Here is a 22,553-nt window from a genome sequence, read left to right as displayed (position 1 = left end):
TATACTAAAAGGCAAAAAGAGTTATTACTTCCTTTCTGCCACACTTTCGGAAGTTGGTATCCGTTACCGATTACGAGCAGCAACTCGCGGGTAGGCCACCTTGCTGCTTCGGGCAGTCTGCACGGCTGAGCGGGGGGAGGAGCAGGGATTGGAGACCAGCAGTTGGCCCCGCAGAAACTAGGGGTCCGAAAGGGCCGCCGCGTTCAGCCAACGGAGGATAAATAGAGTAACCACTTCCAATCAAGAACAAACTGACCCATTCGTCCTGTTGTCTAGCCGGCAACCAGCGGTGATAAAACCGCGTGGGTTGTGTTTATTTGCTCTTACTGCCTTCCCCGGTGCCCGCCACTGCCCCGCCGCTCCATGACTAACCGCGAAATCAAAGCCCTTATTTCCCTGCTCGACGACCCGGAAATTGCTCCCCAGATTCAGGACAAGATTCAGACCCTGGGCGAAACCATCATTCCGTTTCTGGAAGAAAGCTGGGAGGAAAGCCTCGACCCCCGCCAGCAGCAGCGCCTGGAGGATCTAATCCATCACCTGCAGTTCGAGGGGTTGCAGCAGCGCCTGCGGGTGTGGCGCGAGTCGGGCGCCGAGAACCTGCTCGAAGGCATGTGGCTGCTGAACTCCTACCAATACCCCGATGCCGACTTTCAGAGCCTGAACCGGGCTATTGAGCAGTTGCGGTTTGAGGTCTGGACCCTGCTGCAGCCCGAAATGCACCCCGCCGACCAGGTGCAAACTCTTAACCATGTGTTGTTTCGGGCGCACAAATTCGCGGCCAACACCCAGAATTTCCACTCCCCGGCCAACTCCATGCTGCATCGGGTGCTGGAAACCCGGCGCGGCAACCCGCTCACGCTCTGCGTAATTTACCTGCTAGTGGCCCAGCGCCTTAAGCTGCCGGTGTTCGGCGTGAATCTGCCCAACCTATTTGTACTCACTTATCAGCTGGAGCCGCCGCTGGAGCCCTTCTACATCAACTGCTACAACCGCGGCCTCGTACTTTCGCGCACCGATATCGAGCACTACATTCAGCAGCTCAACCTCACCCCCAACGACATCTTTTTCGAGCCGTGTTCCCACCTCGACATTGTGCGCCGAGCCCTGCGCAACCTGCAGGTCAGCTTCGAAAAGCTTCAGGAGCCCGCTAAAGCCGCCGAAGTGGCCCAGTTACTGGCTATCCTGCTCGATGATTCTCAGTCAGCCGATACCGACGCGGACCCGAACGAATAGGAAAGGATGAGCGGCAAGCAATAAGCAGATGTTCGAATTACTCGGAACTAGTCCCAGTAATTCGAACATCGGCTTATTGCTTGGTGCTTAAAAACTAAAACCGCTTGATCAGGCAGCCGGCGGCGCGTTTGTCGGGTACGCCGGCGGCGCGGCCGGCCAGCAGGTTGTCAAGCACCTGCTCCAGGTACTTCTGCTTCACGTAATTCTCTACCTGCGGATTGTCGTCGATGGCGCCGCGGTAACGGACGGCGAAGCTGCCGCCCTCGGGTTGCAGTACCACAACTTCGGGCGTTTTGGTGGCCCCGAGCAGGGTGCTGACGGTCTGGCCCTCATCGGTGAACAGGGGCAAGCTGGCCCCGCCACTCACTTTGATTTTAACTTTCTCCGCCTCGTTCGCGTCCACGGACGCTTCCATGTTGATGGGCGTATCAATAAACAGAAACTGCACGCCCCGGCTGCCGTAACTGGAATTCAGAGCCGCCAACCGGTTTTGATAGAGCTTGGAGAAGGGGCAGTTGGGATTCACGAAGACCACCACCACGGCTTTATCGGCCGAGTAGCCTTTGAGGGTTACTTCAGTGTTAGCGGCGTTTTTAAGGCTGAAATCGGCTACCGAGCGGCCCTGCGCGCGTGCTGTGCCCACGGCAACGGTGCCGAGCAGCAAAGCGATGGCAGCAAGCAGGGAAATACGGCGGAAAGACATGGCGGCGGGGGAACGAGTGAGTGGGTAAGTGAAGGTAAAAGCAAGCGGAAGACAAAGGCCAAAGCGAACTACGCGCAAGACGTTGAGGCCGCATTCAGCTTGCCATATCCCTACTTCAACCTACGCAATAGGTTAGGACGTAGTCGGGAGCGGGCGACAAATAATGGACCTGGTGTTGGCGGCGGGGGTTTTCTACGAGCAGGTGTCCCGTCAAAACACCTGCCTCCCGCCGCTCAAACGGACTGAGCAGTAACTGCTCTTTAAACACTAGGCCCCGGCGACTATGCAGCTTGTAGAGCGTTTCCTTGGCACTCCAGTAAAGACAGTGCTTGGTTGCATCGTCGCCGGCATCGGCCTGCTCGGTTTCCGCTAGAAACCGGCGGGCCAACTTTTGCGCTTTTGGTCGGATCAGTTCAATATCTGTGCCAACGGCCTGCTGGCTCGAAACCAGGGCCGCCACCCACTCGCCCGAGTGCGACAACGACACCCCGTAGGCGGGCAGTTCGGCGAAGTGGGGCCGGCCGTTGGCGTCGTTTTGGAGGGTGGCGGGGGCATCGGTTAGCTCACGCAGTACCTGGTGGGCCAGGGCGCGGGCGGCCAGCCACTGCCGGCTCCGCAACTCGTCGCGGCCGTCGGGAAACTGGGCCAGGTAGTGCGTGGGAGCCGGCAGCCGCTCCCAGAGGGCAGCGGCCGGCTCCGTGAGGTGCCATAGCCCGAGCACGGCGCTGGCGGAAACAGGGGAGAGGGAATGCAGGGGCACGGATGGCGGTGAAGGAGTGACTCGGTGAATGAGTGAACGAAGGTAGGGTCAGATAGCAGATGACCGTATCTTTGCTAACTCATTCACTCATTCACTCATTGACCACGCGCCCGACAGTTCAGAAAATTGCCACCCTTGCTGGCCACCGCGACTGCGTGTATGCGCTGTCCGGCACCGTAGGGGAAGAAACAGTGTACTCGGCCGGGGCCGACGGACTGGTGGTGGCCTGGGATACGGCCGCGCCCGAACACGACGGCGATTTGGTGGCGCGGGTCGAGAATTCGGTGTACGCGCTGTGCCCGCTTCCTGGCCGAAATCTGCTGGCGCTAGGCCACAATTACCAGGGTGTGCAGGTGATTGATCTGGCCAATAAAAAGCTGGCCCATGCCACCGCGTTGCCGCCCGTTGCCATTTTCGATATCCAATACTCCGCGGCCCGGCAACGCCTGTACGTGGCGCTGGCCGATGGCACGTTGGCGGTATTGCGTACTACCGATTTCAAGCTGGAAACCCTGCGGCGCATCTCCGATAAAAGCCTGCGCTGCCTGGCCCTGCACGAAACGCGCGGCGAGCTGGCGGTGGGCGGTTCCGACTGGAAAACGCGCATTCTCGACCTTGATTCGCTGGAAGTAAAGCACACCATCGAAGGCGCAACCAACTCGGTGTTCACCTGCGCCTACTCGCCCGACGGCCGTCACCTACTCACGGCCGGCCGCGACGCCCACCTGCGCACCTGGGACGTGGCCGCCGCTTATGCGCCCCTGCGCACCGTAGTGGCCCATATGTTCACTATCAACCACCTGGTTTTTTCGCCCGATGCCCGCCTGCTGGCCACCTGCAGTATGGACAAGAGCATCAAGCTCTGGGACGCGGCCACCGGGCAGTTGCTGCGCGTGGTCGACCGCGCCCGCCACGCCGGCCACGGCACGTCGGTGAACAAGTTATTTTGGCCGGGCGGCCAGAATAGGCTAGTTTCGTGTAGCGACGACCGTAGTCTGGCGGTCTGGCAGGTGGGGTGATTTGAGCTGTTAGCTGTTAGCTTCCGCGCCAAAACTCCACCGGCTTACCCAGTTGCCTCAAGGTTATTAGCCCTGAGCTAATAGCTAACAGCTTTCAGCTAACAGCTCAAAAGAAATGAAGATTACCGCCCTCGATATCCGGCAGAAAACCTTTGAAAAAGCCTTTCGCGGCCTCGATAAGGACGAAGTGCAGGCCTTTTTACAGACCGTTTCGCAGCAGTGGGAGCGAATGGGCGACGAAAATCGGGAGCTGCGCCTCAAGCTGGAGCATGCTACCCAGGACGTAAGCAAGATGCGCGAGGTGGAAACCAGCCTCTACCGCACCCTCAAAACGGCCGAAGACACCGGTAACAGCATCACGGAGCAGGCCCAGCGCGACGCCGATTTGCGCGTGCGCGAGGCCCAGCTCCAGGCCGAGCAGTTGCTGGCCACCGCCCGCCAGAAAGCCCGCAGTGTAGTTGATGACGCTTATCAGCAGGCCGAGCGCACGGTGGCCGAGATGAAGAAGGAAGTTGGCGGCCTGGGCCAGGAGTGCCAGCGCCTCGAAAACCTGCTCGACGGCCTCACCCGCGACCTGCACCACCTGGCTTCCGATGCCCTCGAAAAAGTGGAAAAAGCCCGCGCCCGCCCAAAAACCAGCACGGCGGCCATCCTTTCGCGGGCAGCCAGCGTAAAGGTAAATCGTCCGGCTTCGGCCGACGAACCTTCTACTCTTGACGCCCCCGCTACCATGCACGTTTCCACTACTGCCACCGCTTCGGCCGCCGCTATTGCGGCCCCGGCGCCGGCCTACTCCGCGCATGCTGGCTCGGCTGCCACCCCCGATGCCCGCGTGGCCCAGCCGGCCACCACTGGCTACAACCCCAAGCCCGGCCAGCAGCCCGACCCCAGCCGCGAGCCCGAGCATAACGACCCCGACCGTGGTGCCCCAGCCCAGCAGCCCGGTCCCGAAATCGACCGTCCGGGTTCTCCAAATGAGAACCCCGGCATCTCGCCCGCGCCCCACATCGACCCACCCGGCCCCATGCGGGTGCCCGACCCGGCGCCGAACCGCGTGGAGCCCCCGGCTCCCGACATCCAACCCATCGGCCCCAGTCACCCCGAAATCAACCAACCGGCCCCGTCTATCCACCCCGGCCAGCCAGGAATGGCTACTACCCCGGCCGCACTAAGTGAAAAATCGTTCTTCGACGAGCTCTAACTGCTCACTGTCTGGATCAGGCGAATTGCCCGGATTACAGCTTCGGACTGTCCGTAAGTGCTCCTGAGAACGAAGCCTGCCTCCCTGGGCGGGCTTCGTTGTTTCCGGCCCCGAGTGGCGGCTTCGCCTTGCTCACAAAGTCACTCATTCACTTATTCACTCAGTTCACCTCATGGGTCAGATTGCACTTGAAGGCATGGAGTTTTTCGCCTTCCACGGATATTATGACGAGGAGCAGAAAATCGGCAATAAGTATGGTATCGACCTCTTCATTGATACCGACCTGCACGCGGCCGGGGCTTCCGATCAGCTGCGCGAAACGGTGAACTATGAGGTGCTTTACCGGGTGGTGGCCGAGGAGATGCAGGCCCCGGCCCGTTTGCTCGAACACCTGGGCCACCGCGTGCTCGACCGGATACTGGCTGAATTTCCCTACGTGAACGGGGTACGCGTGTGCGTTTCCAAGTTCAATCCGCCGTTGGGCGGCATCTGCCACCGTGCCCGCGTTACGCTGGAGCGCCGCCGGCCGTAGCGCAAAGCGCCGTTTTGACCGCCAACAACGCACCACTCCCCCATGCAATTGCTCAAAAGAAAGCTGTTGCGTGGGGGAGTGGTGCGTTTGGAAGCCCCGGATTTTTGGGAATGACAGGAAATATCGGTGCCTGACAACTGAGGAAAGGGCGGGTTGGTAGACGTGTTTCGAGGGTTGGTTGAATTATCGGGGCCGGGCGGCGGGGCCGGATTGTTTGTCGGCCTAACGCGTCGCTTCTTTGTAGAATAATTATGTGCCGGCGGCTGAGCCGACTATCCTGGCTGCCGGGCAACCTTACGCGGGCCATTGCACTTCTTGATTACACGTTAGACCATTCTTGTTACCGCTAATGAAATACCGCTACACTTCCGCCCTACTCCTGATGCTGCTCTGGTTTGGCCCCGGGGCCCAAGCGCAGCAAGCGCCCGCCCCAGCCGCCGGCACCGCCCGCCTGACGGGTGTAGTGCTCGATTCGGTAAAGGGCGCCCCGGTGCCCTACGCCACGGTGGTGCTGCTGCCCGCCACCCCGCCCGATAAACCCCTGACCGGCGTGGCCGCCGACGAGCGGGGCCGGTTCGTGCTCGAAAAGCTGACGCCGGGCGCCTACCGCTTACAAGCCAGTTTTGTGGGCTACGGCAGCCGCACCCGGCCGGTAACCGTGGCCGCCACTGGCACCACCGAAGCCCCGCCGCTGCGGCTGCCCGCCGCCGGTACAGCCCTGGGCGAAGTACTGGTGACGGCTAGCAAGCCGGTAGTAGAAGTGCGCCCCGACCGGCTGGTGTACAATGCCGACCAGGACATTACGAACACGGGCGGCACGGCCGCCGATGTGCTGCGCAAGGCCCCGCTGCTGGCCGTGGACGGCGACGGCAACGTGAAAATGCGCGGCTCGGGTAACTTCCGGGTGCTCATCAACAACAAGCCCTCGCCCACGCTGGCCAAGAACCTGGCCGAGGCCTTGAAAAGCATTCCGGCCGAGCAAATCCAGAGCGTGGAGCTGATTACGACCCCGCCGGCCAAGTACGACGGCGAGGGTACGGCCGGCATTATCAACATCGTGCTCAAGAAAGGCTCCGAGCAGAAGCCCAACGGCCGGATAAGCGCTTCCGGCGGCAACCGTAACTCCAACCTGAACGCGTCGCTCAACTTCCGCACCGCCAAGGTTGGCTTTACTTCGTCGTTGGGCAGCGGGCTCTGGTACAACCCCGGAGAATCGGTGCGGGAGCGGACCAATTTCGATGGTGCCAATGGAGACGTGGCCAGCCTGCTGCGCCAAAATAGCGACAATTACAACAAGGGTGGCTGGTACTACGGCTCGGTGGGGCTTGATTTCGACCCGGCCGAGCATCACTCGTTCTCGCTGGCGGGCTCGCTCAATGGCTGGGGCGGCCGTAGCGACCAGACGCTGGTAAGCCGCACGACCCGGCCCGGCGGTACGACGAGCACCCTAGACGATTTCGTGCGCGACAACCGCAACCGCTTCCGCGGTACCAACGCCGAACTAACCGGCACCTACACCCGCACCTTCGTGAAGCCGGGCCGCGAGTGGAGCGTGCTGGCCCAGTACGCGTCCAGCCCCAGCACCAGCGGGTACGATTTCGAGCAGTACGCCGGCCAGCTCGTGCCCCTGGAACCCTGGCAAGCCAGCGCCCGCGAGCGGAGCCGGGGACGCCAACCCGGCTCCGAAACCACCGTGCAGACCGATTTCGTGCAGCCGCTAACCAAAAAAGCCAAGCTCGAAACCGGCCTGAAAGCCATCTGGCGCGGCACCGGTTCGCGGGCCTACGTCGATATCCTCACCGAGGGCCGCAACCCCGAGCTGGTGCGCCTGCCAGAGCGCGGCACCGACTTCGACTACCAACAAAACGTGCAGGCGGCCTATATGACCTACTCGTTCGGGCTGGGTAAAAAGGTAAGTGCCAGCGTGGGCGGGCGGCTGGAGCGCACGGCCCTGAGCGCCGATTTCCGCACCACCGGCACGGGTTTCCAGCGCAGCTACTATTCGCCGTTGCCCAACGCCAACGCCCAATACACGCTCAGTGAGGCCAGCAGCCTGCGCCTGGCTTACAGCCGCCGCATCACGCGGCCCTCCATTTACTACCTCAACCCGTTCCGCGATACGTCCGACCCCAACGTCGTCAGCTTCGGCAACCCCACCCTGAACGCCGAGCTGACCAACTCCTACGAGCTGAGCTACAACACGACCATTAAAACGGCCTCCCTGAGCGTGTCGGGTTCGATGCGGCGCACCGGTAACGCCATCGAGCAGGTGAGCCGGCTCATCGACCCCAAGGCCAACGTTACGGAGCAGACCTACCGGAACGTGGCGGCCAATGCCTTTTACGAGCTGAACGTGTATGGTTCGGTGAAGCCGGCCAAGGACTGGGACTTGAGCGGTGGCCCCAACGTGCGCTACATCACGCGCCGCAGCGCCGCACTGGGCCTAAACCGGAGCGGGTTCACGGCTGGCCTCAACCTGAACACCTCCTACAAACTCCCCAAGGAGGTAGTGCTGCAAGCCTTCTTGTACGGTTCGCTGCGCGACCCTCAGATTCAGGGCCTGGGCTCGGGCAACCTCTACTACTCGCTGGGGGCCAAGAAGTCGTTCTGGGATAAGCGGGCCGACCTCACGCTGAACGTGGCCAACCCCTTCACCCGCTACTGGCCCTACCGCAACACCCTGGAAACGCCTTTCTTCCGGGAAACCAGTGAGTATCGGGCGTTTAGCCGGTCTTTCCGCCTCAGCTTCGGCTACCGTTTCGGCGATGCGAAGAACGGGGGCGGGCGGCAGCGCAAAACCATCAGCAACGACGATGTGAAGGGCGGCGGCAGCCAGCAGGGCGGCCAGCAGTAGCAGGGAAAGAGGCGATTTTGACTGGATAATCAAGTATTACGAATTAATTCGTACTATATATTTGGAAGTACGATGATATTCGTATATGTTTGAAGTACGAAAAATGTCGTACCTTCTATTGTCTGATTACCAATGGCTAGAAAGATGATTCCCAAACCCACCGAGTCGGAGCTGGAGATTTTGCAGGTGCTCTGGCAACACGGTCCCAGCACCGTGCGCTTCGTGAACGATGAGCTCAGCCAGCGCCGCGAGGTGGGCTACACCACCACCCTCAAGCTGCTCCAGCTCATGCTCGACAAGGGCCTGGCCCTACGCGACGACGATGCCCGCACCCACGTGTACCGGGCGGCAGTGCGGGAAGAGGAAACCCAGGGCCTGCTGCTCGACAAGTTCGTGGATGCCGCCTTCGGGGGCTCGGCCATGAAGCTGGTGATGCAGGCCCTGGGCAACCGCCGCACGTCTCGCGAGGAAGTGGCCCAGATTCGCCGCCTGCTCAACGATATCGAGATTCAGAATGATACCACGCCACCCTCAACCGACCCCACGCGATGAACTGGCTCGAACAAGTACTTCCTCCCGCTCTAATGCAGGCCTTGGGCTGGACGCTCATTCATTCGCTCTGGCAAGGAGCAGTTGTGGCCCTGGCCCTGGCCGGGTTGCTGCTGCTGCTACGCCAGCATTCGGCCCAGGTGCGCTACCGCACGGCCGCCGCCGCTATGCTGCTGCTGTTGCTGCTGGCGGGCCTGACTTTCGGGCGCTACTACGATGCTCCCGTTTCCGGTGCTAGTCAGCTCACGGCCTACCAGGAAGTGGATGAGCTGGCGGCGGTTTCGACGCCGGATTTGGGAAGCGTTGCGCCGGCTACTACCGCCGTAGTGGCTTCTGAGGCCGCGCCGGCCTGGCAGCAAAACTGGGCGCGCTACTTTGAGGCTAACCTGCCGCTAGTGGTTACCGTCTGGCTGATGGGGCTACTGGTGATGGGGCTGCGGCTGCTTGGGTCGCTGGCCTACGTGCAGCGGTTGCGCCGCTATCGGGTGCAGCCGCTGGCCCAGGAATGGCAGCAGCGGCTGGCCGTGCTGGCCGACCGCGCCGGCCTGAAGCAACGGGTCGAGCTGCTCGAATCGGCGCTGGTGAAAGCGCCGGTAGTGGTGGGCCACCTGCGCCCGATGGTGCTGCTGCCCCTGGGTACCGTTACGGGCCTGAGTACGGTGTATCTGGAAGCTATTCTGGCCCACGAGTTGGCCCACGTGCAGCGCCGCGACTACCTGCTGAACCTGTTGCAAGTGGTGGTCGAAACCGTGCTGTTCTATCATCCGGGCGTGTGGTTTATGTCGGCCTGCCTGCGCACCGAGCGCGAAAACTGCTGCGACGACGCGGCCACGGCCCTGGTGGGGGGTAATCCGCTCACGGTTGCCCGGGCCCTAGCCGCACTGGCCGAACTCACGGTTGCGCCCGAGCCTGCGGGTACCCGGCTGGCGCTGTCGGCCCTTGGGCCCGATGGGTCGGTGCTGGGCCGCATCCGGCGGCTGGTGCAGCGCCAGCAAATGCCCACGTTTGCCGAGGGCTTTATGGCCGCCTGCGTGGTGCTGGTGGGTTTGGTGGTGCTGAGCACCGCCGTGGCCCTGGCCCGGCCGCAGGTTTCAGCTCTGAAAGCCCACAACCCGAGCTGGGCGGCCATCGAAGCACCCGAAATGCTCGATTTACCTGAAGTGCCCGCGGCTACGGCCGCAGTACCGACGACGGAAGAGCCGGCCGAAAACTCCTGGAGCCAGGAGCCGCTGCGCATCCTGCGTGTTTCGGCCGACGGGCAGGCCCAGGGGCGTATCGGAGCCACGCCCGTGAGCTTCGACACGAGTCGGGCCCCCCAGCTTATGCGCTGGTCGCGGGCCAACCGCCGCAGCCGCAACAGCGCGGCGGGCGAGCAGGGTACGGTCATCATCAAGCGCGATAAAAAGGGCCGCCTAACGGAACTGTACGTGAATGGCGAGCAGATTGAAATTGCGCCGGCCCGCAAAAAAGGCGAGCAAGTAGAAATAGTGCAGTTAAACGGCGCGGCCGGCAGCCTGCGCCCATCGGGCCAGTTGGTGGCCACTACTGGCCGGGAGCAGCGCCTGGAAGAACTCTCGTTGCGGATGCAGCAGCGGGCCCTGAACGGCAGAACTCCCAGCGCCGCCGATGCCCGCGAACTATCGAGTTTGGCGCTGGCCGAAGCCAACAATGCCCTCCAGGATGTAGATGTGGACCGCATCACCCGCGAAGCTTTTCAGCAGGCCGAACGGCAGCTGCGCACGGCAGCCAAAAATGCCAGCACCGACGAGGAACGGGAGCAAATTCAGGAATCGATGCAGGACTTACGTGAGCAGCAGCAGGAGTTGCAGGAGCGCCAGCAACAGCAACGCGAAGACGTGCAAGCGCAACGCCGCGATGTTGACCAAGACGTTCGGGAAGCGCAGCAACAGGCCCGCCGCGATGCCGAGCAAGCTCGCCGTGATGCCGACCAGACCCGCCGCGATGTCCAGCAAGCCCGCCGCGACGCCGACCAGGCCCGCCGCGATGCTGACCAAGTCCGCCGCGATGCTGAGCAGGTCCGCCATGAGGCTGCAACCGAGGCGCTGTTGAAGCAACTGCGCCAGGACGGTATCGTGAAGAACACCGATAACCTGCAGTTCAGCCTCACGGCGACCAGCCTGAGTGTGAATGGCGTGAAGCAGCCGGCCGCCACCCAGCAGAAATACCTGCGCCTGGTAGAAAAGCAACAGGGTGGGCCCCTCAAAGGCGCCTATAACCTGAGCTACCAGACCTCTGGCCCTACCACGACGACGACCAACGGCCGCCGTACGCCACCCATGCCCCCAACGGCCCCCATGCCGCCTGCCCCGCGTGCGCCCCTCGCGCCCCCTCGCGCCCCTCGCGCCGCCAGCCCCACCCATGCCGCCCCGCCTCGATACCGACGACATTCGGGCCGAGCTGCGCCGCGACGGGCTGCTTGGGGCCACCGACAAGGGGTTCCAGTTTCAGCTCAACGGCGAGCGAATGACCGTTAACGGCCAGCAGCAGCCCGCCGCCGTGGCCGACAAGTACCGCCGCCTGCTCGACGTGAAACCCGACGCCGACGGCAAGACCCGCCGCAACATCCAGATTTCCGTGAGTGAGTAAGGGGTGATGAGCCCTGTAGCCGGCCGCTGCTGCAACGGCGGCCGGTTTTTTTACGGGCAACTTTCCAGGTAGTGAGGCAACGGTTGTGCCTGGGGCCGCATCTATGGGCCCGGGTTGCTGATGCGCGTGGCTTGTCGTTGCCGTTGGTACCGCCGCCCGACCTTCGGGCGTGATGGGGGCGAGTTGTTTGAGCGCTTTTAATAAGTGATTGGTTTGATTGATTTTACGTCTTATTGTTTCGTTGTGAAGCCTTATCGTGCCCTGCTGGGCCTACTGATTCTGTTGGTGCTGACGGGCCCGGCCCAGGCGCAGAAGGCCACCACCACCCGGGCCGCTGCCGACAGCATTGCCGCGCCGGCCCCGAAGCGGCAGTTTCAGGCTACGCGCATCAGCGAAGCCATTAAAATTGACGGCGACCTGGACGAAGCCGCCTGGCGGGAGGCCCCGATTGCCACGCAGTTCGTGGAAACCCGCCCCACGCCCGGCCGCCCCGAGAAGCACCCCACCGAAGTACGCCTGCTCTACGACAACGACGCCCTCTACATTGGGGCCGTGATGCACGACGTGAGCCCGGATTCCATTTTCCGGGAGCTGAGCCAGCGCGACGACTTGGGCAACACCGATTACTTCGCCGTTTTCCTTGATACTTATCACGACAAGCTCAACGGCTACGGCTTTTTCCTGACGCCCGGCGGCGTGCAGCTCGATGCCCGCTACTCGCCGGCCGGGGGCGAAGATTTCAACTGGAACGCCGTGTGGATGAGCCGCACCCAGCTGCGGGGCAACGACTGGATAGCCGAAATCCGGATTCCCTACTCGGCCATCCGCTTCAGCGACGCCCCCGAGCAGGTGTGGGGCATCAATTTCGGGCGCCAGCGCCAGAGCACCCGCCAGCAGTACTTCTGGAACCCGGTGAAACCGCAGGTCGACGGCTTCGTGAACCAGTGGGGCGAGCTGCGGGGCGTGCGCGACATCAAGCCCCCGCTGCGCCTCTCGCTCACGCCCTACGTGTCGAGCTACTTCAACCATTACCCCTACAACGAGCAGGGCACGCGCAACTCCAGCACCAGCTTCAACGGTGGGGCCGACCTGAAATGGGGCATCAACGAAAGCTTCACGCTCGATGCCACGCTGGTTCCCGACTTCGGGCAGGTGCAGAGCGACAACCAGGTGCTTAACCTCTCGCCCTTTGAGGTGCAGTACAACGAGAACCGGGCGTTTTTCACCGAGGGCACCGAGCTGTTCAACAAAGGCGGCCTGTTTTACTCGCGCCGGGTAGGCGGCCAGCCCCTGGGTTTCTATGATGTAGACGGGCAGCTGCGGCAACGCACCGTTGGGACCGATGGGCAGGTACACCAGGGCGAGTACGTGGTGAGCAACCCCGGCGTGACGCGGCTGCTGAACGCCACCAAAATATCGGGCCGCACTAAAAGCGGGCTGGGCGTGGGCGTGTTCAATGCCCTGAGCAACGACGTGTATGCCACGGTGCAGGACAGCACCACCGGCGCCCGCCGCGAGGTGCTCACGCAGCCGTTTTCCAACTACAACATCTTCGTGCTCGACCAGAGCCTCAAGAACAACTCCTACGTCTCGCTCATCAATACCAACGTAACGCGCCGGGGCAGCACCTACGACGCCAACGTAACGGGCGGTCTGTTTCGCTTCGCCGATAAAAACAACAAGTACGCCCTCGATGGGCAGGTGAACTACTCGCGCCGCCGGGGCACGGCCTTCGGCTCGAATGAGCAGGTCGATAACCGCGACGGCTACAAGTATCAGCTGGGGGTGGGCAAAATCAGCGGCAACTTCAACTGGAACCTGAGCCACGGCATCGAGTCGGCCACCTACGACCCCAACGACTTGGGCATCCTGTTTTCCAACAACTCCATCAACCAGGAGCTGTACCTGGCCTACAACAAGTACGCGCCCTTCTGGAAAGTGAACAGCCTGCGCACCAACCTGGGCATTTACCAGAGCCTACTCTATAAGCCTACCCGCTATCAGAATGTGGGCTTTTATAGCAGTGTGAATACCACTTTTACGAAGAATTTCTTCTCCACGGGCATTAACATTAATGGTAATCTGCAGGAGCACGATTTCTTCGAGCCCCGCCGCCAGCCCCTGGGCGTATACTACGTGCGGGTACCGGCCAACCTGGGCGTGAGTACGTTCGGCAGTTCCGATTACCGCAAAAAGTTCGCCTATGATATCGAGCTGGCCACCCGCTGGTACGCCACTGATGGCCAGCGCACGGGCCGTAATAACTACGAACTAGGCCTGAGCCCGCGCTACCGGGTCAGCAACCAACTCTCGTTCCGCTACAACTTCAACTGGCAGCTCCAGCGCAACCAGATTGGCTACCCTGGCGACCTAAATTCGGACGACGCCCAGGACCAGCCGTTTTTCCAGAACGGCGTGGCCGATGTGCTGCTGGGCCGCCGCCGCCGCACCACCACCACCAACACGCTGTCGGCCAGTTACACGTTCACCAACCGCATGTCGTTCACCATCCGCACCCGCCACTACGTGAGCGTAGCCCGCTACCGCGACTTCTCGCGGTTGAACCCGGCCGGCGAGGAGGAAGCCGTGGACTACCGCCGCAACCGCGACAACAGCTTCAACGCCTTCAATGTGGATGCCGTGTTCTCGTGGTGGTTCGCGCCGGGCTCGCAGATGACGGTGGTCTGGAAAAATGCCAACTCCAACTACCTGGCCGGCGACGAGGCCACGCCCCAGTACTTTACCAACTTCAACAACACGCTCAATACGCCCCACAATAACTCGCTGTCCATCAAGGTGCTCTACTACCTCGATTACCTGACGCTGCGCCCGAAACGGGGGTAGCGGCGCGCTGCCTGCGCCCGGGCCATATCCGGCTAATCTTCCAGGTTTTAATCCTGGTTTTGTCAATTAATTTACTGGTAAAGAAGTGATTGTGCGCTGCTGAAGCAGTCGGCCTTAGGCTTGCTTTGCCCCAATGTTTCGCCTAAAGCAGCGTGCGCCACAACCTGATTTCTAGCGCCCAATCGGAGCCATCGGACCCGGGAATTCAACCCGTGCGGTCTACTGTCATTCATTAACCGGCCTGTATGAAACGTGCCTTCCTGTTAGGATTATTACTGTTTATGATGCTGGAAACCACCCGAGCCCAGCAGTTCGCCGTCAGCTACACGGCGGCCGCTTATGCTGGGCCGTTTACCGGTAACGTTATCCTCTACCTGTCGCGCCGCAATGCGGAGCCCAAAAACCAACCCGGCTGGCCCTGCTACCGGTTGGCGGTGCGCAATGTGCGGCCGGGCCAGACCATCACGTTCTCCGATTCGGCCCTTTCCTACCCGACGCTACTCTCGCGGCTGGAGCGCGGCAGCTACTACGTGCAGGCCGTCTGGGATTTGAACCGTGAGGGGCGCATCATTGGGCAGAGCACCGGCAACCCCTACAGCGCGGCGCGGCAGGTGGCGTTGGGGGCCACTGATGAAACCTTTCGGCTGGTGTGCGACCAGGTGGTGGCGGCCCCGGTATTCGTAGAAAGCACGTTTTGCAAGGAATTCAAGTCGCCTTCCGCCTTGCTGAGCCGTTCGCAGGGTAAGCCCGTGTCGTTGAACGCGGCCGTGATTCTGCCCGCCGACTACCACCGCCACCCGCGCCGCCGCTACCCGGTGCTGTTCACGGTGGGCGGCTTTGGGGGCGACTACCACCATTATTCGCGCGCCGTGAGCACCGACACGCTGCCCGCCACCCCGATTGACACCATGGCCTGCATCCGGGTGTACCTTGATGGCGCCTGTTCGCTGGGCCACAGCGTGTACGCCAACAGCGCCAACAACGGGCCCGTCGGCAACGCCTTTACCACCGAATTCCTGCCCCTGCTCGACCAACGCTACCGCACCAACGGCGCCCGGCTGCTGCGCGGCCACAGCAGCGGCGGCTACACGGTGGTGTATTTGATGACGCATTACCCGCGCCTGTTCGCCGGCGGCAATGCCAGCGCCCCCGATCCGGTCGACTTCCACCGCTTCGAGCTCACCAACCTTTACACCGATGCCAAACGGGTAGAAATGGTGGACTCCGTAACCTACGGCGAACTACCACCAATAGCGGCGGCCTACGACCGGCCCAATATCGTGCGTCGGCTGGAAGACATCCTCTACCGGGGCGAGCAGGAAGTGTCGTTCGATGCCGTGTTCAGCCCCAAAGGCCGCCACGGACTGCCCCGGCCGCTGTTCAACTCCACCACCAACGTGCTCGACCGGCGGGTGTTCCGGCACTGGCAGCCCTACGACCTCACGCAATACGTGCGCCGCAACTGGCCCCACCTCCGGCCCGACCTCAACGGTAAGCTGCGGATTTCGGCCGGCAACGAGGACAGCTACTACCTCAACTTCTCGGCCCTGCTTATGGAGCAGGAAATGAAGAAGTTGGGGGCCGATATGCCGTTTGCCTACTATCCCGGCGACCATTTCAACGTGACGACCCCGGAGTACAAGCGGGCGGAAATCAGGTGGCTCAAAAAGACGTATCTGACTTGGCTGGCGCAACACCCGCAGTAGTTAAAAGCTAGAAATTAGCTACCGCATAGCGTGTTCAGGGGGCTTTTTCGCCGGGCATGTGCGCCGAATCCCTATAACTCCAGTAGTTCCCCGGCGGCCCCGAAGGCCGATTGGCTGCCTTGGCGCACGGCTTGTTCGATGGCGGCCAGCCGCACCTGAATTTCGGGGCGGGCGTAGAAGCGGGTTTCCAGGGTTTGGCGGATGGTTTCGTGGAGCCAGTGCAGATTTTGCTCTTGGCGGCGCTGGCCGAAGTAGCCGTTTTCCTGGGTCTGGGCCACATATTTTTCTATTACCTGCCACACATCGGGCACGCCCTGGCCGGTGAGGGCCGAGCTAATGGTAACCTCGGGGTTCCACTGCGAAGCAGCCAGCGGGAACAGGTGCAGGGCATTCTGGTACTCGCCCCGGGCCCGGCGGGCAGCCAGCTCGTTGCCCTGGTCGGCTTTGGTGATGGTGATGGCGTCGGCCATTTCCATGATGCCCTTTTTGATGCCCTGAAGCTCGTCGCCGGCCCCGGCCAGCATCAGCAGCAGGAAAAAATCGACCATGCCGTGCACGGCGGTTTCGCTCTGGCCCACGCCCACGGTTTCCACGAAAATTACGTCGTGGCCCGCCGCCTCGCACAGAATCAGGGCTTCGCGGGTGCTGCGCGTAACGCCGCCCAGGCTGCGGCCGGCCGGCGAGGGTCGGATGAACGCCTGTGGGTGGGCTGCCAACTCGTTCATGCGGGTTTTGTCGCCCAGAATGCTGCCGCCGCTGCGTTGGCTGGTGGGGTCGACGGCCAGCACGGCCAGACGATGGCCTTTTTCGCGCACCAGGTACAGGCCCAGCGCCTCAATAAACGTGCTTTTGCCCACCCCCGGCACGCCCGTAATACCCACCCGCACCGAGCGGCCGGCGTGGGGCAGCACCGCGTCGAGCACTTGCTGGGCCAAGGCCTGGTCGGAGGGCAGGGTGCTCTCGACCAGCGTAATGGCCTGGCTGAGCCGCACGCGGTTGCCGGCCAGGATGCCGGCGGTATATTCGGAAGCGGAAAAGCGTTTGGGCACGAGGATGAAGAAAGGGCCGTTATCTTTAGCAGTACCTGCCGCGCAAGCTACGGCCTGCGCCTCACTTTTTTCGCCTATGAACCGTTTCCTGCTCCTGACTGCCGGCCTGCTGGCGCTACCTGCCGCTGCGTGGGCCCAAACCGAGCTGAGCAACTTCACGGCCACCGGCCGGGGGGGCGTGGCCACCACGTTTGCCGCCGATTATCAGGCCATCGGCATCAACCCGGCTAACCTGGGCCGAAAGGGCGGGGCCACGCTGGCCTTCACCATCGGCGAGGCCGGGGCAGGCGTCAGCTCCCAGTCGCTCACGCGCCAGCAGCTGCGCAAGTTCGTTTTCGATACCAACGAGCCCCTCACAACGGCCCAGAAGCAGGAATTCGCCCGGGCCTTCACCTCCGACAACGTGGCCAACTTCAGCGGGGCCGCTACTACGCTGGGCCTGTCGGTGCAGCTGCCGGTTATCGGGGGCGTGGCCGTCAGCCACCGGGTACGTACCGATGGGCACGTGGCGTTCAATAAGAACGCGGCCGAAATTGCGTTTCTGGGCCGCGATGCACCGATTTACGCGTCGGTGGCGGCGGGCAATATTCCGCTGGTGTCGGAGGCCCTGGCGGGTACCGAGCTGCAGTTCACGGCCCTCAACGAGTTCAATGTGGCCTGGGGTACCCGCGTGCTCGACCTGCCGTTGTTCCAGCTGTCGGCGGGGGCGGGCTACCGCTACATTCAGGGCATCGGCATTATCGATGTGCAGGTGGAGTCCGGCGATTTACGGGCCTACAGTTCCTTGTCGCCGGTTTTCGATGTGAACTACGGCAGCGTGGCGGCCAACCCCAGCTTCAACCTCAAAACCGGTTCGGGCCTGAGACCCGTGGGCATCGGCCACGGCTTCGATGTGGGCCTGGCCGCCGAAGTGGGCAAGGCCGTGCGCCTGGGCCTGGCCCTCACCGACCTGGGCCAGATGACCTGGGATGGCAACCTGGTTACAGCCAACGACCAGAAGCTCAAGCGCCTGCGCTCGGCTGGTATCGGGAGCTACAATTTCATCAAGGAAGCCGCCGAAATCTTTGCTGCCGGCACCGACAGCCTGTTTCTGTACGAAGCCAACCAGCAGCGCCGGGCCGATTTGCCCACCAAGCTCCGGGCTGGGGCCGGGGTGCGCCTGAGCGAGTTCTTCGAGGCCGGCCTCGACGTGACGCTACCCCTCAACAACGTGGCCGGTAACCTCACTACACCCTTCGTAGGGGCCGGTCTCGATTTCAAGCCCGTACGCTGGCTCCGCCTGAGCAGCGGCCTGAGCGGGGGCGCCGGCTACGGCCTGAGCGTGCCGCTGGGCCTCACAATTGCCACCTCCTTTTACGAAGGCGGCATCAGCACCCGCGACGTAGTGGGCCTAGTTGCCTCCGAAAATCCTTACCTGTCGGTAGCCGCCGGGTTCCTGCGGTTCCGGCTGGGTGGCAAGAGCCAGTAGTTAGGGATGCGTGACTTGGTGACTGAGCGAACCTGGCAGCCATTGTGAGGCAGGTGGCGCGCCAAGCTAAAGTCCGAAGTACTCCTCATCACGCAGTCAAAAGCTCTGATAAACACGAATTCCCTGCCGTATGTACGGCAGGGAATTCGTGTTTATCAGGCAAGAAAATAAGACTGGATCAACTACCCATACCGACAGCGCTGTCACTCATTCACCAGCTTACTTGGGTTCCGTGATGAAGTTGGGTAGGCCGAGCTTGCTGCGGCGGCCGCCGAGCTTTATGCCGTCGTCGATGTATTTGGCCTCGGCAGAGTTGGGGTTCTGGATGAGGCCGAGGTATTGATTGTCTTCGCGGGCCACGTAGATGTTGCCGTCGGGGCCGCGCTGCAGAGAGCCTACTTTGCGGTTAGCCGATTTGCCAACGACGGCGGACTTACCCGTTTTCAGGTCGATCTGGTAGATCTGGGCCTCGCCGCCGCCCTCGCCGTTGCTGGAACCATAGAGCTTGCTGCCGTCGGGCGAAAACTCGACGCCGTAAGCCTCGGGGTAAGGGCCGAAGCTGCGTGGGTTGCCCACTTTTCCGGTGGTGCGGTCGAAGTCGAACACCTCGTACTTATTGGCTTCGCGCCACAGCGCCAGGGCCAGCTTGCTGCCATCGGGCGAGAATTTCAGGGCTCCAATGGCGTTGCGGCCGGGTCCGGCGTGCATGCTACCCACGTTGCTCATCACGGGCTTGCTCTGCACCCCGTCGGCCGTTACCAGGAAGCTCACGAAGGCGTTGGAATTCCAGCGGTGGGCCACCACCCACACGTCGCGGCCATTCTGGTGGCGCACGGCGGCTAGCTTCTCCGCCACCGGCGACACGAGCAGGGCGTTAAGCCGAACCACGTCGCCCAGGCCCTGGTCGCGGGTCATGTCGAGGGTGGAGTAGCGCAGGCCGTTAGGCCCGCCCTGGGCCCCTACCGTGAAAATGTAGAACACGTTGCCGCTGCCCGGGTCGGGCACAATCAGGGCGCTTTGGGTACTGGAATTAGACCCCATCAGCTTCCGGCCGTTAGGCATTACCTGGTGCTGGCGGTTGAAGACGGCCTCGCCGTTGGTGTAAAACAGGAGCTGGCCCTGCTGATTGGAGGCCACGGCCGCCCCCTCGTAGGTGGTCATTTTGCTGGTGAGCAGCGGGGTAGGCGCGCCCCCATCGGCCGGAAACTGCAGGCCCGCCTGCTGCCCAAAAAGCCAGACGGACTGTTCGCGCTGGGCGAAGGCTGCGCCGGAGAGCAGCAGCAGAGCCGGTAGCAGCAAAGGCAAAATCGAAAGTCGTTTCATCGGAGCAAAAGGATTCATGCGCGGTTAAAAGGCAATATCGTGCCAGTTTGGGGAGCGGGGAAAGGTAGAATGTCATTCTGAGCGCAGTCGAAGAATCTCTACCGCTTCGTTGGATTACTATGGCGACGAAGCGGTAGAGATTCTTCGACTGCGCTCAGAATGACGTTCTGCGTTTACCTGGTTTTCGTACGTTTTCTCACTTCTCACTTCTCACTTCTACACCGCCCACTCTCCGGCCAGCAGGCGTGGAATCAGGGGTTGAATGATGCGGTAGCTGGCGCCCCAGAGCGGGTAATCGGCCCCGACGCGGTAGAAGGGCACGCGGCGGGGACCGGGCCAGCCCAGTAGCTCCCAGGTTTCTTCCACGTGGTTCAGTTCATCAGCAAGATGGCGGAGCGGGATTTCCAGCACTTCATCCACCTCCCGGGCCTGCCACTGCCAAACAGCCGGACGCTCGATGCGGCCCAGAAACGGGCTGATGCGGTAGCCGCTGGGTACGGCCACGGTGGGCAGAGCGGCCAGCAGCTGCACGTGGGTGGGTGGCAGATGCACTTCCTCGAAAGCCTCGCGCAACGCGGTGGCTTGCAGGTCGGCGTCGGTGAGTTCGGGTTTGCCGCCGGGAAAGGCCAGCTGCCCGCCGTGCACCCCGAAAGCCGTGCGCCGGACCATCACGAGCTGCAATTCGCCGTCCGCGTCGCGGAATACGGGCACGAGCACGGCGGAATCGCGCAGGTTTTGGGGAATCGGGAAATCGTGAATCGAGAGCAGTCGGGGCATAGGCGCAAGGTACGCCACGGGGGGCGGCGGGGTTTAATGCACCACGTAGGCTCCGGCGGCGGCCACCGTCACGGTGGGCAGCCGGTGGTGGGTTTCGAAATACTGGTAGCCTGGGGCCAGCTCCTGCCAGAAGGCCTGGTGGGGGCTGGCCGAACGGCGAGCCAGCTGGTCAGGTGTCAACTCGAAGGGGAAGATGTGCACCGGAATACTGAATTGCCCGGCGGCGCGGGCTTCCACGGCCAGCACATACAGCTCCCGGATGCCGGCATCGGTGATGGGCAGGCAGCCGATGGTTTCGTTGGAGCCGTGCACGAAAATGTTGTCGCCGGGGTCTAGGCCGGGGGCGATGCACAGCTGGTCGGCGGCGTTGGGGTAGTCGAGGCCCAGGGAAAGCAGGTACTGGCTGTTCGGGTTGAAGCGGTTGATGGCGTAGAAGCCCTCTGGTATCTGCCCATCGCCGGCCCGGCGCTTAGGTCCCAGCGTGCCCGAGGTACCGGCCAGCGCAAACGTGCGCAGCAGCCCGAATGGCCCCGCACCCGCGTTGCGCCCCCAAACCTCTACCCGCCGCCCAATCTTGAAGGCCCGCACGAACAACTCCAGCCGCTCTGGAACCAGCCCGTGGTGGCGCAGCAGTTGCCGCACCGGCTCCTGATACTGGGCGTAGGCCTCGCGCACCCGGGGGTAGCGCAGTTGCTCGGCGCGGAAGGCTGGGTCGGATTGAGGGTGCTGGGTGGCCGGGCAAGCGGCCGGGGCAGTTACCAGCAGCACCGCTGGCAAGAGAAGAATACGCATTAAAAAGCAGGCGAAAAGCTTCCGGATAATAGAAGGCGTCTTCCTAACGCGAGGGCGGGCCAGACTGATATATAGGCGCGGTTGAATTGTTGGAGTCGCTATTTCTGCGTAGACTGCCCGCATGAAACCTCCCTACCAGCCCGACCCACTCGGCCCCGATTTCAGCCAGTTGGTGCTGCCCCAACTGCCCGACTACGAAGGTCCGATACAGGCGGTGCTGGTGCGCTACCGGCCGGAGCCCGCCGCGCCCGCCGCCGGGGCCGTGCTCTATGTGCACGGCTTCAACGACTACTTCTTCCAGCGGGAAATGGCCGTGCAGTACGCCACCCACGGCTACCATTTCTTCGCCCTCGACCTGCGCAAATACGGCCGGGCCCTGCTGCCCCACCAGCGCCCCAACAACGTACGCAACCTGCGCGAGTACGACGCCGACCTCGATGCGGCCCTGGCCGAAATCCGGGCCGCTGGCCACACGCGACTCGTGCTCAGCGGCCACTCCACCGGCGGCCTGATTACGGCCCTGTACGCGGCCCGGCAGCCGGGCATCTTCGCAGCGCTGGTACTCAATAGCCCGTTTCTGGCCCTGAATCAGCCGTGGCCCCGGCGGCGCCTAATGGCCCCGCTGGCCGGAATGCTGGGCCGGGCGCTGCCCAATTTGCCCCTGCCCGCTGGTCTGCCCGATACCTACGGCCAGAGCCTGCATCAGGCCTATCGGGGCGAGTGGGACTACAACCTGGCCTGGAAGCCCAACCACGTTTTTGGGGTGAATGCGGGCTGGCTGGGCGCTATCCTGCGCGGCCAGCGGCAGGTGCGCCGCGGGCTGGAGTTGCCGCTGCCCGTACTGGTGCTGCACGCCGGGCGTAGCGCCGGCGGCCAGCGGTGGCAGGAGGAATTCCGGCGCGCCGATATCGTGCTCAACGTGGCCGACATCCGCCGCCTCGCGCCCCGCCTGGGGCCGCACGTAACGCTGCAAGCCGTTCCCGATGCTGTGCACGATGTGTTTCTGTCCGTGGCCGAAGTACGGGCCGGGGCGTATGCGCAGCTATTTCGGTGGCTGGCTGAACAGGTCGGTTGAAGGAACGTTTTGTCCTGGTAAAAGAAGTCGATGGTATGAAGCCTTTGTTGCACCCACC

At 62.6% G+C, this 22,553-nt stretch carries 18 protein-coding genes and 1 pseudogene; 13 read left to right on the top strand and 6 right to left on the bottom strand.

Annotated features, from left to right (window positions below; genetic code table 11):
* Positions 1 to 363: 363 nt before the first annotated feature.
* Positions 364 to 1,236: a transglutaminase-like domain-containing protein gene (locus tag CDA63_RS06635; protein WP_088463665.1), complete on the top strand. Its 873-nt coding sequence runs from the start codon at positions 364 to 366 to the stop codon at positions 1,234 to 1,236.
* Between the two features lie 94 nt (positions 1,237 to 1,330).
* Here CDA63_RS06635 and CDA63_RS06630 read toward each other — a convergent pair whose 3' ends face one another.
* Both CDA63_RS06630 and CDA63_RS06625 read right to left on the bottom strand, forming a co-directional pair.
* Positions 1,331 to 1,939 (bottom strand): redoxin domain-containing protein, encoded by a 609-nt coding sequence (locus CDA63_RS06630; protein WP_088463664.1) that lies wholly within the window; start codon positions 1,937 to 1,939, stop codon positions 1,331 to 1,333.
* Positions 1,940 to 2,054: 115 nt separating this feature from the next.
* Positions 2,055 to 2,699, bottom strand: coding sequence for a 4'-phosphopantetheinyl transferase superfamily protein (locus tag CDA63_RS06625; RefSeq protein WP_165768219.1), 645 nt, complete (start codon positions 2,697 to 2,699; stop codon positions 2,055 to 2,057).
* A 98-nt stretch (positions 2,700 to 2,797) separates the two neighbouring features.
* On the opposite strand from CDA63_RS06625, the gene CDA63_RS06620 reads away from it, so the two are divergent.
* From CDA63_RS06620 to CDA63_RS06585, 10 genes and pseudogenes are all read left to right on the top strand, one after another.
* Positions 2,798 to 3,718, top strand: a complete 921-nt coding sequence (locus CDA63_RS06620; RefSeq protein WP_242434586.1) for a WD40 repeat domain-containing protein — start codon at positions 2,798 to 2,800, stop codon at positions 3,716 to 3,718.
* A gap of 115 nt (positions 3,719 to 3,833) precedes the next feature.
* Positions 3,834 to 4,919, top strand: coding sequence for a DivIVA domain-containing protein (locus tag CDA63_RS06615; RefSeq protein ID WP_088463661.1), 1,086 nt, complete (start codon positions 3,834 to 3,836; stop codon positions 4,917 to 4,919).
* Between the two features lie 172 nt (positions 4,920 to 5,091).
* Complete coding sequence (folB, locus tag CDA63_RS06610; protein ID WP_088463660.1) at positions 5,092 to 5,451, top strand: dihydroneopterin aldolase; 360 nt, start codon at positions 5,092 to 5,094, stop codon at positions 5,449 to 5,451.
* Between the two features lie 349 nt (positions 5,452 to 5,800).
* Positions 5,801 to 6,484: pseudogene (locus tag CDA63_RS21850) on the top strand (carboxypeptidase regulatory-like domain-containing protein); the annotation flags it as partial.
* A gap of 24 nt (positions 6,485 to 6,508) precedes the next feature.
* Positions 6,509 to 8,305: an outer membrane beta-barrel family protein gene (locus tag CDA63_RS06605; RefSeq protein ID WP_394335386.1), complete on the top strand. Its 1,797-nt coding sequence runs from the start codon at positions 6,509 to 6,511 to the stop codon at positions 8,303 to 8,305.
* Between the two features lie 144 nt (positions 8,306 to 8,449).
* A complete protein-coding gene (locus tag CDA63_RS06600) occupies positions 8,450 to 8,857 on the top strand; it encodes a BlaI/MecI/CopY family transcriptional regulator (RefSeq protein WP_242434583.1) in 408 nt (135 codons plus the stop codon).
* Entirely contained in the window at positions 8,854 to 11,349 is a 2,496-nt protein-coding gene (locus CDA63_RS06595; protein ID WP_088463657.1) for a M56 family metallopeptidase, read from the top strand. Before CDA63_RS06600 ends, CDA63_RS06595 begins: the two co-directional genes overlap by 4 nt.
* Positions 11,339 to 11,461: a hypothetical protein gene (locus CDA63_RS21545; RefSeq protein WP_262490648.1), complete on the top strand. Its 123-nt coding sequence runs from the start codon at positions 11,339 to 11,341 to the stop codon at positions 11,459 to 11,461. Before CDA63_RS06595 ends, CDA63_RS21545 begins: the two co-directional genes overlap by 11 nt.
* A 243-nt stretch (positions 11,462 to 11,704) precedes the next feature.
* Positions 11,705 to 14,305: a DUF5916 domain-containing protein gene (locus tag CDA63_RS06590; protein ID WP_165768218.1), complete on the top strand. Its 2,601-nt coding sequence runs from the start codon at positions 11,705 to 11,707 to the stop codon at positions 14,303 to 14,305.
* Between the two features lie 245 nt (positions 14,306 to 14,550).
* Complete coding sequence (locus CDA63_RS06585) at positions 14,551 to 16,011, top strand: alpha/beta hydrolase-fold protein (RefSeq protein WP_088463655.1); 1,461 nt, start codon at positions 14,551 to 14,553, stop codon at positions 16,009 to 16,011.
* A 71-nt stretch (positions 16,012 to 16,082) separates the two neighbouring features.
* On the opposite strand, the gene meaB is transcribed toward CDA63_RS06585, so the two are convergent.
* A complete protein-coding gene (gene meaB, locus CDA63_RS06580) occupies positions 16,083 to 17,060 on the bottom strand; it encodes a methylmalonyl Co-A mutase-associated GTPase MeaB (RefSeq protein WP_088463654.1) in 978 nt (325 codons plus the stop codon).
* Positions 17,061 to 17,136: 76 nt separating this feature from the next.
* On the opposite strand from meaB, the gene CDA63_RS06575 reads away from it, so the two are divergent.
* A complete protein-coding gene (locus CDA63_RS06575) occupies positions 17,137 to 18,528 on the top strand; it encodes a DUF5723 family protein (protein ID WP_088463653.1) in 1,392 nt (463 codons plus the stop codon).
* A gap of 219 nt (positions 18,529 to 18,747) precedes the next feature.
* Here the strand turns inward: CDA63_RS06575 and CDA63_RS06570 are convergent, their stop codons facing one another.
* From CDA63_RS06570 to CDA63_RS06560, 3 genes are all read right to left on the bottom strand, one after another.
* Positions 18,748 to 19,851 carry a YncE family protein gene (locus CDA63_RS06570; RefSeq protein WP_088463652.1) on the bottom strand — a complete coding sequence of 368 codons (1,104 nt, stop codon included), beginning with the start codon at positions 19,849 to 19,851 and terminating at the stop codon, positions 18,748 to 18,750.
* A gap of 216 nt (positions 19,852 to 20,067) precedes the next feature.
* Complete coding sequence (locus CDA63_RS06565) at positions 20,068 to 20,628, bottom strand: NUDIX hydrolase (RefSeq protein ID WP_088463651.1); 561 nt, start codon at positions 20,626 to 20,628, stop codon at positions 20,068 to 20,070.
* Between the two features lie 33 nt (positions 20,629 to 20,661).
* On the bottom strand, positions 20,662 to 21,420 hold the full coding sequence (locus tag CDA63_RS06560) for a L,D-transpeptidase family protein (RefSeq protein WP_126546757.1): 759 nt from the start codon (positions 21,418 to 21,420) through the stop codon (positions 20,662 to 20,664).
* Positions 21,421 to 21,541: 121 nt separating this feature from the next.
* Between CDA63_RS06560 and CDA63_RS06555 the strand changes: the two genes are divergently transcribed.
* Positions 21,542 to 22,495: an alpha/beta hydrolase gene (locus CDA63_RS06555; RefSeq protein WP_088463649.1), complete on the top strand. Its 954-nt coding sequence runs from the start codon at positions 21,542 to 21,544 to the stop codon at positions 22,493 to 22,495.
* The last annotated feature ends 58 nt before the right edge of the window (positions 22,496 to 22,553 follow it).

The organism is Hymenobacter amundsenii (genome assembly GCF_002204745.1).
GTDB lineage: Bacteria > Bacteroidota > Bacteroidia > Cytophagales > Hymenobacteraceae > Hymenobacter > Hymenobacter amundsenii.
The sequence above is the reverse complement of the archived record's forward strand: the minus strand, read 5'-3'. Positions and strand labels throughout refer to the sequence as shown.